At 56.7% G+C, this 12487-nt stretch carries 13 protein-coding genes; 8 read left to right on the forward strand and 5 right to left on the reverse strand.

The window, feature by feature from the left end; all coding sequences use genetic code 11:
- Positions 1 to 36: 36 nt before the first annotated feature.
- Positions 37 to 363, reverse strand: a complete 327-nt coding sequence (locus tag CUC55_RS21465; RefSeq protein ID WP_067650775.1) for a HigA family addiction module antitoxin — start codon at positions 361 to 363, stop codon at positions 37 to 39.
- A 9-nt stretch (positions 364 to 372) separates the two neighbouring features.
- Positions 373 to 663 (reverse strand): type II toxin-antitoxin system RelE/ParE family toxin, encoded by a 291-nt coding sequence (locus CUC55_RS21470; RefSeq protein WP_103089076.1) that lies wholly within the window; start codon positions 661 to 663, stop codon positions 373 to 375.
- 291 nt (positions 664 to 954) lie between these two features.
- Between CUC55_RS21470 and CUC55_RS21475 the strand changes: the two genes are divergently transcribed.
- From CUC55_RS21475 to CUC55_RS21490, 4 genes are all read left to right on the forward strand, one after another.
- A complete protein-coding gene (locus CUC55_RS21475) occupies positions 955 to 2862 on the forward strand; it encodes a potassium/proton antiporter (RefSeq protein ID WP_210200691.1) in 1908 nt (635 codons plus the stop codon).
- Positions 2863 to 2937: 75 nt separating this feature from the next.
- Positions 2938 to 4140, forward strand: coding sequence for a phosphoglycerate kinase (locus tag CUC55_RS21480; protein ID WP_067650784.1), 1203 nt, complete (start codon positions 2938 to 2940; stop codon positions 4138 to 4140).
- A gap of 324 nt (positions 4141 to 4464) precedes the next feature.
- Positions 4465 to 5490, forward strand: a complete 1026-nt coding sequence (locus CUC55_RS21485; protein ID WP_067650787.1) for a class I fructose-bisphosphate aldolase — start codon at positions 4465 to 4467, stop codon at positions 5488 to 5490.
- Positions 5491 to 5716: 226 nt separating this feature from the next.
- Positions 5717 to 6196 (forward strand): helix-turn-helix domain-containing protein, encoded by a 480-nt coding sequence (locus CUC55_RS21490; RefSeq protein WP_067651354.1) that lies wholly within the window; start codon positions 5717 to 5719, stop codon positions 6194 to 6196.
- Between the two features lie 61 nt (positions 6197 to 6257).
- On the opposite strand, the gene CUC55_RS22785 is transcribed toward CUC55_RS21490, so the two are convergent.
- Positions 6258 to 6416, reverse strand: coding sequence for a hypothetical protein (locus CUC55_RS22785; protein WP_157940996.1), 159 nt, complete (start codon positions 6414 to 6416; stop codon positions 6258 to 6260).
- A gap of 129 nt (positions 6417 to 6545) precedes the next feature.
- Here CUC55_RS22785 and CUC55_RS21495 point away from each other — a divergent pair, with 129 nt between their 5' ends.
- The 3 genes from CUC55_RS21495 (at position 6546) to rcdA (ending at position 8882) form a co-directional block, all read left to right on the forward strand.
- Positions 6546 to 7823 (forward strand): MFS transporter, encoded by a 1278-nt coding sequence (locus CUC55_RS21495; protein WP_103089077.1) that lies wholly within the window; start codon positions 6546 to 6548, stop codon positions 7821 to 7823.
- Positions 7820 to 8014: a DUF1192 domain-containing protein gene (locus CUC55_RS21500; RefSeq protein WP_067650793.1), complete on the forward strand. Its 195-nt coding sequence runs from the start codon at positions 7820 to 7822 to the stop codon at positions 8012 to 8014. Before CUC55_RS21495 ends, CUC55_RS21500 begins: the two co-directional genes overlap by 4 nt.
- A gap of 352 nt (positions 8015 to 8366) precedes the next feature.
- Complete coding sequence (gene rcdA, locus CUC55_RS21505; RefSeq protein WP_103089078.1) at positions 8367 to 8882, forward strand: protease adaptor protein RcdA; 516 nt, start codon at positions 8367 to 8369, stop codon at positions 8880 to 8882.
- 148 nt (positions 8883 to 9030) lie between these two features.
- On the opposite strand, the gene rpmE is transcribed toward rcdA, so the two are convergent.
- Positions 9031 to 9252 (reverse strand): 50S ribosomal protein L31, encoded by a 222-nt coding sequence (rpmE, locus tag CUC55_RS21510; protein WP_067650798.1) that lies wholly within the window; start codon positions 9250 to 9252, stop codon positions 9031 to 9033.
- Positions 9253 to 9506: 254 nt separating this feature from the next.
- On the opposite strand from rpmE, the gene CUC55_RS21520 reads away from it, so the two are divergent.
- Positions 9507 to 11318 (forward strand): ABC transporter transmembrane domain-containing protein, encoded by a 1812-nt coding sequence (locus CUC55_RS21520; RefSeq protein WP_067651357.1) that lies wholly within the window; start codon positions 9507 to 9509, stop codon positions 11316 to 11318.
- Between the two features lie 135 nt (positions 11319 to 11453).
- Here CUC55_RS21520 and CUC55_RS21525 read toward each other — a convergent pair whose 3' ends face one another.
- Positions 11454 to 12485: a peptidoglycan -binding protein gene (locus CUC55_RS21525; protein ID WP_103089080.1), complete on the reverse strand. Its 1032-nt coding sequence runs from the start codon at positions 12483 to 12485 to the stop codon at positions 11454 to 11456.
- Positions 12486 to 12487 lie beyond the last annotated feature (2 nt).

Raw genomic sequence — 12487 nt, forward strand, 5'->3', positions numbered from 1 at the left:
TTTGTGTTTATGGGCGTCAGTCATTGTCAGGTCAGGTCAGGCCGTTTGCAGATCGACTGGCTTGCCGTTGAACGGTGCGACATGAATCTCCCCTTCCCGCTTGCGCGTCTGGGCAATGTCAAAGCTGTTCTGCATCCTCATCAGCGTGTCCATCGACACACCGAAGGCTTTTTCGATCCTCAAAGCCATTTCCGGCGAGAGATGCGAACGTTCATTCAACAGAGCCGATAATGCCGCTCGTGTAATGCCCAGAACGTGAGCTGCGCCCGTTACAGACAGCCCAAGAGGTTTAATAATCTCACTTTTAATGAAGCCGCCGGGATGAGCGGGGGTCTTCAGACGAATGCCTTGCATCGCTTTCATAGCCACCTCCTAGTGGTAGTCTTCATAATCGAGATCAATGATCTCGATTTCGGTTTGATCGATCCGGAGTGTGATCCGCCAGTTCTTGGTTACGAACAGGCTCCAGGTGCCTTTACGATCTCCGGTGANCTGATGAGCCTTCCAGCTCGGAACCGTGCGCAACTCATCTTCCCGCTCCATATCCTGAAGGAAGGAAACGATGCGAAGGAGTTTCGGCACAACGGCAGCCTGCAAGACGGTCGCGTCATCATCCTCGATCAAACGGCGCAAACCTTTGTGGATCACGTTTCGAATTTTCATAGGGCATGGCTATCAATCAATTCGACAAGCGTCAAGCTACGCTTTACACACCTATTCCTTACCCCTTCCGTCGCTTCAAGTGTAACACAGTCAATTTTCCCCACATCCGCCTTGCTCTGGTCCATTTTCGCCCGGNAAAATCATCTTTAGGGATTCGGTCGCGTAGCTCTGCGTATCCTGCCCTGCCGTATCATTCGATACACCTCGCCTTGCCCTGCCCGCTGCGCGAAACAAAAAGCGCCGTGGCCGTCCAAAACGTGGCGCATTGACTGCTGACGTGCGGGAGCTTGCATGCCACGCGGCCTTTCAGGAAAAGGACGTGGCGTGGAATCANTTTACATCTTGCTGCTGGTCGGCACCGTTCTCGTCCTCGTTGCAGCCTTTTCGAGCCTGATCGCTTATCGCTTCGGCGCACCGCTGCTGCTGCTGTTTCTCGTCATTGGCCTGGCCGCAGGCACGGATGGGCTGGGCATTCATTTCAGCAACAACCCGCTCGCCTATATGCTGGGGTCGCTGGTGCTGGCTGTCATCCTGTTCGATTCGGGCTTCGGCACGTCCATCCAGTCCTTCAGACTGTCTGCAGGACCGTCCATATCGCTTGCTACCGTCGGCGTAGTCCTGACATCCGTCTTTTTTGCAGGTGCCGCAGCCCTTCTGCTCGGTTTTTCCTGGTTGGAAGGCTTGCTGCTCGGTTCTATCGTCGCCTCGACAGATGCGGCCGCCGTCTTCTTCCTGCTGCGCATTGGCGGCATTCATATTCGCGATCAGGTGCGATCCACGCTGGAAGTCGAATCCGGCACCAATGATCCAATGGCGATCTTCCTCACGATTGCATTGGTGGAGGTGGTGGCAAAGGGGCAAGGTTTTGCAGGCTTCGACACCAGCTTCATCCTGCTGTTCCTCCAGGAAATGGTGCTCGGCATTGTGTTCGGTGTCTTGGGCGGGTTGATGATCGTCAATGTCGTCAACCGCTTCCAGGTGGATCGAGGTCTTGTGCCGATCCTCGTACTCGCCCTTGCTTTGCTGGTCTTCTCCTTTACCGGCGCGTTGCACGGCAGCGGATTCCTCGCTGTTTATGTCGCGGGCATCGTTGCCGGCAATCGCAAAATTCTGGCCAAGGGCGCCATTCGACGTTTTCATGAAGGCATGACGTGGCTGGCGCAGATCATCATGTTTTTGATGCTTGGCCTGCTTGCCACACCGTCGCAATTCCCCGCCATCATCGTGCCAGCCGTGTTGCTGGCACTGTTCCTCATTTTCATCGCCAGACCGCTCGCGGTGTGGCTCAGCCTCATGCCGTTCAACTATACGCAACAGGAAACCACCTTCGTGGCCTGGGTGGGCCTGCGTGGCGCTGTATCGATCCTTCTTGCTATTCTGCCATCATTGGGTGGCCTGGAAGGAGCGGAAACCTATTTCAATGCCGCCTTCATCATCGTGCTGGTCTCGCTTTTGATACAGGGTTGGACGATCAAGCCCGTCGCAACCCGCCTCGGCCTCATCGTACCGCCACGCATGGGCGATGTTGACAAGCTGGAAGTAGACCTGCCCGGCACCGCCAACCATGAGCTGATTTCCTACCGGGTCGCCAAGGGCAGCGCCANTTTGCAGGGCGAACGCATTCCGCGCTGGGCGATGCCATCGCTGGTGGTGCGTGATGGCAAGTCCATTCGCTATCAATATGCGGGCCGGCTGCGAGAAAAGGATTTGGTCTACCTGTTCGTCATGCCCAGCTACACCCGCCTACTGGACCGGTTGTTTGCCAGCGCCAAACCCGTGACGAAGGATGACGAGGACATTTTCGGAACCTTTTCCATTTCTCCGCAACGTCCTGCGAAAGAGCTCGATGCATCCTATGGTCCCGGCCTGCTGAATGCGCAGGAACTAACCATGACGATTGCTGAGCTGATCGAAAGCCGCCTGGGCGGCAAACCCGAATATGCCGATCGCGTCAGGCTGGGATGGCTCATCCTCATCGTGCGTGATCTCGATGNAAATCATGCGGTTTCCAGCGTCGGCATTTCGCTGGAACCGGTGGCACCTGCTACGGCCTTGCCGGNTTTCATCAGTCTCAAGGAAATCGTTCAGCGGACCCGGACCTATTTTGCCGAAAAACGGGCGACACGCAAAGCGCAGGCCGCCGGTAACGATATACCTGCTGAACCGGATCGCGTGGACGTGGCCGNAAATGATCGGTAACCGTCTTGCACCATCAGTCAGGCATAGTATGTTCGCGCGCAAACCCGTTCCATTCAACGACATCAGGATCGACACATGCCCGCCTTCAAGACCCTCGATCACCTCACCGACATCGCCGGAAAGCGCGTTCTCGTTCGCGTCGATCTCAACGTGCCGGTTGCTGACGGCAAGGTAACGGACAAGACCCGCATCGAGCGTGTTGCGCCGACGATCCTCGAATTGTCGAAAAAGGGCGCGAAGGTCATCCTGCTGGCCCATTTCGGCCGCCCTAAAGGTGCACCAGTCGCGGATATGTCGCTGTCCCTCATCACCTCCTCGGTGGAAGAGGTTCTGGGCCACACTGTTCATTTTGCTTCCGAAGCTATCGGCACTCCGGCTGCAGATGCAGTTGCTGCCATGAAGAATGGCGATATCCTGCTTCTGGAGAATACCCGNTTTCATAAGGGCGAAGAGACGAACGACGCGGCCTTCGTCACGGAGTTAGCAAAGAACGGTGACATCTATGTCAATGATGCGTTTTCCGCAGCCCACCGCGCCCACGCCTCCACCGAAGGCCTAGCTCGCCACCTGCCCGCTTACGCTGGCCGCACCATGCAGGCAGAGCTTGAAGCCCTGGAAAAAGGCCTCGGCGCCCCTGCCCGTCCGGTCGTTGCCATCGTCGGCGGTGCAAAGGTATCGAGCAAGATCGATCTCTTGATGAACCTCGTCAAAAAGGTGGATGCACTGGTCATCGGTGGTGGAATGGCCAACACCTTCCTTGCCGCACGCGGCACCAATGTCGGCAAGTCGCTGTGCGAGCATGATCTGGCCGAAACCGCAAAGCAGATCATGATCGAAGCCGCGACCGCAGGCTGCGCCATCGTACTGCCGGAGGACGGCGTGATCGCCCGCGAGTTCAAGGCCAACGCCGAAAACGAAGTCGTTGACATAAACGCGATCCCTGAAGATGCCATGGTTCTTGACGTCGGCCCAAAATCCGTCGAAGCCATCAAGGGCTGGATTTCCCGCGCTGAAACGCTGGTCTGGAACGGCCCCCTCGGCGCCTTCGAAATCGCGCCTTTCGACAAGGCAACCGTTGCAGCGGCCCAGCACGCCGCCGAATGCACCAAATCCGGCAAGCTCGTTTCCGTCGCCGGTGGTGGCGATACGGTGGCCGCGTTGAACCACGCAGGCGTGGCAGATGACTTCACCTACATCTCGACCGCAGGCGGCGCGTTCCTGGAATGGATGGAAGGCAAGGTCCTTCCCGGCGTCGCTATTCTGCACGAGCACAAGTAAGGGTAAGAGATCAGGCAAGGACAGATAACGCCGCCCACCTCGCCAGCCTCCCCCACACAGGACGTTATCCTCGGGCTTGACCCGAGGATTGATGACGGCTGGTCTGTGGGTCGTTAGATCCTTGGGTCAAGCCCAAGGATGGCGGCCGATAGGAGGTATTTCCATCTCGCCCCAAAACTCACCATCGAACTTTTAAAATTTTTAAAGATTTCCTAAAGTTTCAAACGATTGAAATGATTTCAATCGTTTCAATGATTTAGCGTGCCANTTTCCTGCCTTGGAACTTCTGATAACCCAAATTCATTGTGCTAAGGGAGATTGAAAATGACTGAGCGTCTTGAAGATATTGCAGCAAAAATGGTCGCCAATGGCAAGGGTTTGCTGGCTGCGGATGAGTCCACCGGAACCATCAAAAAGCGTTTCGACACCATCAATCTGGAATCGACGGAAACGAGCCGACGCGATTATCGCGAAATGCTGTTCCGCACAGACGAAGCGATGACGAAGTGCATCTCTGGCGTGATTCTCTACGAAGAAACGCTGTTCCAGAAAGCTGCCGATGGCACGCCGTTTGTCGATATCATCAAGGCTGCAGGCAGCATTCCAGGCATCAAGGTCGATACTGGCGCCAAGCCTCAGGCGTTCTTTCCCGGCGAAACCGTGACCGAAGGTCTCGATGGCCTCGCTGAACGCCTGAAGAAATATTACGACACTGGTGCGCGTTTCGCCAAATGGCGCGGCGTCATCAACATCGGCGACGGCTTGCCCACATGGGGCTCGATCAAGGCGGATTCGCAGGCGCTTGCCCGTTACGCTGCACTCTGCCAGCAGGCGGGCATCGTGCCGATCGTAGAGCCGGAAGTGTTGATGGACGGCGAACCCGGCACCCATAGCATCGACCGTTGCGCCGAAGTCACCGAGTGGGTTCTGCGTACAGTCTTCACTGATCTCTATGACGCGCGCGTCAATCTCGAAGGCATGGTCCTGAAGCCGAACATGATCATCGATGGCAAGAACGCGCGCAAGGCATCGGTTGCCGAAGTGGCGGAAACGACCGTGAAGGTTCTCAAAGCCACCGTGCCACCGTCAGTTCCAGGTATCGCCTTCCTCTCCGGTGGCCAGTCGTCCGAAGAGGCAACTGCACACCTCTCCGCCATGAACAGCGGTTATGACCTGCCTTGGTCCCTGACCTACTCTTATGGCCGCGCTCTTCAGGACTCCGCTATAAAGGCATGGGGCGGCAAGCCGGAGAATGTCGCCGCAGGCCAACGCGCCTTCCGCCACCGCGCCGAGATGAACACGCTGGCAGCCCTCGGCAACTGGAAGCAGGAACTCGAAAAGGCCGCTTGAGCTCAGCTATTTCAAGCCATTGGAAAGCCGCTCGTGACCATGTCGCGGGCGGTTTTGTTTTTAACGCCGCTTTCCCCTTCNAAATCACCCCGAGCCGACGCAATATCCGTCGTGCATGCAAAAACCGTCCAGAAGCACCCGACACCGACACGACAGTCGGCCTGGTGTCGTGGTGGCGAGAACTGATCCCATGCAGATGTTCGGCATCGAAATTGGAGAGACGGCAATGTTGATACAGAAACTGAGACTTCAACGGGGCTGGTCGCAGGAGCAACTGGCGACCATCAGCGGCCTCAGCACACGCACCATTCAACGGATCGAGCGTGGGCAGGCACCAAGTCTTGAGACCCTGAAAACATTGGCCGCCATCTTCGAGATCGATGTATCGCAACTAACCGAACAGGATCAAAAAGAAATGCCGACAACACCAACCAACACTGCGGAAGCCGAAGAAGCTATCGCCTTTACCCGCGTGCGTAGTATCAAGGCGTTTTACTTGCATGTCGTCAGATATTTTATAATCATCGCTTTTCTGGCGGTCGTCAATCTTCTCACCAGCCCACACTATTTCTGGGCCGTATGGCCAGCACTTGGCCTGGGCATCGCCCTTGTGGGGCATGGGTTGAGAACCTTCGATATGGTGCCGTTCCTCAACGCGAATTGGGAAAGGCGGCAGGTCGAACAGTATCTGAAGAGAAAGCTATGATGTTCCCATGAGGTTGTGGAGTTTCGCTGCCTCCCCGGCAGGAAACTNCCTCCCACATCCATCACGGCCGCAGCAATAGCACCAGTGTCCAGATGACAAATGCCGCAGCCGCAATCTTCCAGCAATCGCCGCGCCGCCGCAGTCCCGGCAGGTCGAGCGGGCGGATGAGCTGGATACACATCGCCAGAAGCAAAAAAAGGCCGATCGCCTTCGTCATCATGAAACCTTTTGGCTTTATTGAAACAGCGTCACAGGCTGGACATTTTTAATGTTCACCAAGGACAGGCAATCTATTGGCGCGTCGCCGACCCAGATCTACACCATGAATCGCTAGCATGAGAGTGGCTTTATGAGCAGAAACCTTCTACCCGTATTCGCTCTTTTATCCAGCACCTTGTTTCTGTTTCTGGGCAATGGTCTGCAGGGCCTGCTGCTCCCCATGCGGGGATCAGCGGAAGGATATTCCAACGAAGTCCTCGGTTTCCTCGGTACGTCATGGGCGGCAGGTTTCGTTATCGGCTGCTTTGTAGCACCGGCCATCGTCCGGCGTGCAGGCCACATCCGCGCGTTCGGCAGCTTCGTGGCGCTCATCTGCCTGACGGTGCTTTTAACCGGCTTGTTCATTGACGATGTCGCATGGGTCGCCCTGCGCGCACTCACCGGCTTTTGTACCGCTGGCACTTCGATGATCATCGAAAGCTGGCTGAACGAACGCGCCACCAATGAAAGCCGCGGGGCGATATTCTCGCTCTACATCGCCATCACGCTGTTTGGTGTTGTGGCCGGTCAGATGGTCGTGCCATTCGGCACAGTCAGCACAACGTCCCTGTTCATGGTCTGCGCCATCATCTATTGCGTCGCCATCATGCCCGCCATGCTGTCAAAGGCGGAAAGTCCACAACCGCTGNAAAAGGTAAAACTCGATCTACCGGCGCTTTACCGAACCTCACCGGTCTCCTTCGTCGGCATTTTGCTCATCGGCATCGCCAACGGGGCCTATGGTACGCTGGGCGCAGTGTTCGGTGCCCGCGCCGGTCTTGATCCCAGCACGATTGCCATCATGGTCAGCGTGACCATCTTCATCGGCGCATTGGCGCAGTTTCCGGCAGGTAAGCTTTCCGACAGAATAGATCGTCGTTTTGTCCTGGCGGGACTATCAGGCGTGGCCGCAATTGCGGGCCTTGCCGTAACACTCATTCAGCCCAGCCAGATCTATGTATTGATCGGCATGATCGCGCTGTACGGCGCCTCTGCGAATGCGCTCTACCCCATCGCCGTTGCCCATGCCAACGACTATGCTTCTTCCGAGGACTTCGTGAAGGTTTCCGGCGGGCTGTTGCTGCTCTACGGCATTGGCACCATTATCGGACCGACACTGGGTGGCCCGATCATGACCTCCTACGGCCCCTACGCGCTGTTTGCCGTGACGGCAGTGGCGCATCTCCTTATCACCGCCTATGCTATGTTCCGGTCCAGGCAGCGGGCGACGTTGCCAACAGCGGAGAAGGAGAATTTCTCCACCGCAGCGGCAGCGCCAATGGCCACGCCTGAAAGTGTGTCGCTCGATCCGCGCGCGCCTCAATATCCGCCAGAAGAGGCCGAACTGGNAAAGGGAGCTGGAATATGAGTGGTATCGACGACGACCTTCCCAAGCAGCCAGCAACGACTCACGTTGTCGGTGGAGACATAAGCCTGCTGTCCGTTGATGAATTGACTGCGCGCATCGCAGTTCTGCATACGGAAATCGAAAGGCTGGAATCAGAACGTGAAAAGAAGTCCGAAGGTCGCAAGGCCGCGGAGAACCTTTTTCGCGGTTAAAACCACAAGGAACGTTTCGTTAACGTTACGACATGGGTCAGCTTTTCGTTTACCATTAACGAAAAATTAAGCTTTATAAGCGATAACTATACATGTTCAGTTCTTCTGGACTTCAGGCAGTTTCTCCCATCGGCGAATTGGTCTGATTTTTCTCCCTGTTTTACCTTGAGAGCCGCTTTTGCGGCTCNTTTTTTGTGCCGTGGAAATAGTGCCAAAACTGTGGGTATTAACCTTTCTTTAATAATCAGCTTGCGCATTTGCGTTATTGATATCATCCTGAAACTACAAAGAGGCCGGAACTATTAAGCCTCTATCCCGTTGCCAGTATGGTGCGTAAGCAGGATTTGGNAAAATGTCAGAACAGGTTTTGAATACCATTAGCTTTGCTGGCCGGGCCGCAGCATCCAACCAGTTCAAAACTCTCTATACAGAGGGTATGACTTTGGTGGAAGAGACGGCTACTTATCTGGATGGTTCGGGTCGTGCCGCATCAAAGGTTTTGCCGCGTATGGCATCTGTCCTTTACGCTGCCGAATCGATGCGCCTGACGACGCGCCTCATGCAAATGGCCTCTTGGCTGCTGCTTCAGCGCGCGGTCAACAACGGCGAGATGAGCCGCGATCAGGTGCTGAGCGAAAAGAACAAGGTCCGTCTCGATAACTTCAACGTCGATCGCAACGCACCCGGCTGGAACGACCTGCCTGAATCCTTCCGGGATTTGGTAGACCGCTCCTTGCGCCTTCAAAACCGCGTCGCTTTGCTGGACCGCGAGATCTACCGTCCTTCCGAAGCCACCAAGGTCCCAGACAACGNAAACAGCGTTCAGGCCCAGCTCAACTTGCTTCGTACGGCCTTTGCAGGAAACTGAGTTTCCATCACACAACAAATTATGAAAAGCAGGCTTCGGCCTGCTTTTTTGTGCGCCTAACACCGTCGCGCATCAGCCCAGCCTTAGCGTAAACAACAAAAAACCCCGGATCGCTCCGGGGNTTTTGCATGCAAGAAATCCAAGACGATTAGAGGCCGAGGCCGCCAAAACGCTTGTTGAACTTCGAAAGACGACCGCCACGGTCCATGAGCTGCTGGTTGCCGCCAGTCCATGCTGGGTGCGAAGTCGGGTCGATTTCGAGGTTCATAGTCTGACCCTCGGTACCCCATGTGGAGAATGTTTCGTATTCTGTGCCATCGGTCATGACCACTTTGATCATGTGATAGTCGGGATGAATTTCAGCCTTCATGACAATCTTCCTGCTTTGGTGACGTGCGGACCATTTGCCGCAATTGCGTCAACTGAGCCAATTCAATATTGAAGCTCCAGACCATTTGGCCATGGCTTCCCAATTCGATGCGGAGCCTATACATGAAGGTCACCGAGATAACAAGTGCCTGCCTACGCTTGGCCGCACTCTTGGCAAGACGCATTTGAGCAAAGCAGAACGTTGCCGCAAGCTGGGGNAAACCCAGCCGACGCTGGCACATGCAGGAGTATAAGGTGGCAGACATGCAGGAACGGAAGTCGGCAAGACGCAAGACGCCGAAACCACTGGCCAGCCTCTTTCCCTATTTGAAGCGGTATCGGGGACTGGTGGCGGCAGCCCTTTTTGCACTCGTTCTGTCTTCTGCCACCACGCTCGCCCTACCACTTGCCGTACGCCGCATCATCGATCATGGGTTCGAAGGTGCCGACGGAGCGATGATCAACAATTATTTCGCTGTCCTCTTGGCCATCGCCGTCGTTCTCGCCATCGCCAGCGCCATGCGTTATTATTACGTCATGACCATCGGTGAACGGGTCGTCACGGATTTGCGCCGCGACGTTTTCGCACATCTGACCTCGTTGTCGCAGGGCTTCTTCGACACCAATCATTCCGGCGAACTGACATCGAGACTGACCGCCGACACGGTGCAGATCCGTTCCGCTTTCGGTTCATCCGCTTCGGTGGCGTTGCGCAACATTCTGCTCTGTCTCGGTGGCGTGGTGATGATGGTCTATACCAGCCCGCGCCTTGCAGGCATGGCGTTGCTGGCCATTCCCTTGATCGTCTTCCCCCTGATCGCCTTTGGCCGCTCCGTTCGCTCACGCTCCAGAACGACGCAGGACACGCTTGCGGCGTCGGCAGCTTTTGCGGCTGAAACCATGTCTGCGAGCCGGACGATCCAGTCCTTCAGCGCCGAGACGCTGGCCAACGGCCGTTACAACGATGCGGTCGAAAAAGCCTATGAGGGCGCACGCGCCGCCATCAGTGCCCGCGCTGTATTGACGGCTGTCGCCATCAGCTTCGTCTTCGGTAGCGTCGTTGCCATCCTGTGGTACGGCGCGCACGGGGTTCTGGTCGGTACGATCTCGGCGGGAACACTCAGCCAGTTCGTCCTTTACGCCGTCATCGCCGCAAGCTCGCTCGGCCAGCTTTCCGAAGTCTGGGGTGAACTTTCGCAGGCAGGAGGTGCGGCAGAACGGCTGTCCGAACTGTTAAACGAGATATCGCCCGTCGAAGACCCCCTGGCTCCGCTTGCCCTGCCCGCACCGGCACGCGGCGAGGCAAGCTTCGAAAACGTTGCTTTTCATTATCCAAATGGCGCTGGCAGGCCCATTTTTACCGAACTGTCCTTCACGGTCACGGCGGGCGAAACCGTCGCCATCGTCGGCCCATCGGGTGCGGGCAAAAGCACCGTCTTTTCTCTGCTGATGCGTTTTTATGATCCGCAAGCCGGGCGCATCACCGTCGATGGCACGGATATCCGTTCGGTCACGCTGGAAGATTTACGCTCGCGTCTTGCGATCGTGCCGCAGGATGTGGCGATTTTCGCGTCATCGATCCACGACAACATCGCTTTCGGCAAACCCAACGCCACGCGCGAAGAAGTCCGCGCTGCCGCAATCGCGGCCCAGGCCGATGGTTTCATCACCAAGCTGCATGATGGCTACGACACCGTCGCAGGCGAACGCGGAGTGACGCTATCAGGCGGCCAGCGCCAACGCATCGCCATTGCCCGTGCCATCCTTCGCAACGCGCCCATTCTGCTGCTAGACGAAGCAACCTCGGCGCTGGATGCCGAAAGCGAGACGCTGGTGCAAAAAGCGCTGGATCAGTTGATCGCCAAACGCACCACCATCGTCGTTGCCCACCGTCTGGCCACCGTGCTGAAGGCAGATCGCATTCTGGTCATGGACGAAGGCCGGATCATCGAGGAAGGCAACCACCAGAGCCTGATCCGCCAAGGCGGCCTCTACGCAAAACTCGCGCGCCTACAGTTCGAAACCGGCGGTGACGATGACGTCGTGACACTGGCGAAGTCTATTTAAGGAATACGCCTTCCTTGAAGGGCGTCGCTCTCCACGCGGAGGTCGCGCATAGCACCCACGAAGCATTGAGCCGCACGCTCTACGCTTAACCTCGTGCTTCGACACGCTCATGATGAGGGCGGTGAAGTCGATGCCCTACCGCTCCGTCAGCTTCAACTCGATGCGTCGGTTCTGAGAACGCGCTTCCGGCGTATCGCCTTCCGCAAGCGGTTGGTATTCCCCGAAACCGGCAGCGACCAGCCGGTTGGCGGGGACGCCCTTGGAGACAAGGTATTTGACCACCGAAGTTGCGCGGGCCGAGGAGAGTTCCCAGTTGTCGCGAAAACGGCCATTGCCCGACAGCTGAACATTATCGGTATGCCCGTCCACGCGCAGCACCCAGTTGATTTCTGCCGGGATTTCCTTGGCGAGATCAATGATGGCGGTGGCAAGTTTGGCCATCTCCACTTGTCCCTCGGGGTTCAGGTCGTTGCCGCCGGACGGAAACAGGACTTCGGACTGGAAGACGAAACGGTCGCCGACAATGCGGATGTTCTCACGGTCGGACAGAATTTCGCGCAAACGCCCGAAGAAGTCTGAGCGGTAGCGGTTCAGCTCCTGCACACGCTGCGCCAGCGCCACATTCAGGCGACGGCCGAGATCGGCGATCTTGACCTGTGACGACGTGTCTTTTGCTTCGGACGCCTGCAGGGCGGATTCGACCGAAGCGATCTGCGCGCGAAGTGCTGCGATCTGCTGGTTCAGAAGATCGATCTGCGACGATGCCCGTGCGCCCGCCTGTCGTGCATCCTCAAGCTCTCCGGAAAGCTGGCCGACCCGTGCATTGGCAGCAGAACTATTGCCCGCGCCCGAATCCAGCAAAGACTGCAAACGGGAACGTTCGCTTTCCGAAACCGCGAGCGTGGATTGCAGATTGGCGAGCGTATCTTCGATGTCCTGCTTGCTGCCCTTCTCGAGCGCCAGCAACTCAGTGAGTTCGGAAATCTGGTTGTTCAACCGATTGAGAACTTCATCCTTGCCGGAAATTTNCCGCGAGAGTATGAACTGCGCCAGCACGAAAACGGTGAGCAGGAACATGATGGCCATGAGCAGCGTGGACAAGGCATCCACAAAACCCGGCCAGTAATCGACACTCCGGTCGCGACGGCGATTGCGCCCAAGCGCCATGA

Source organism: Agrobacterium bohemicum (genome assembly GCF_002896715.1).
GTDB lineage: Bacteria > Pseudomonadota > Alphaproteobacteria > Rhizobiales > Rhizobiaceae > Agrobacterium > Agrobacterium bohemicum.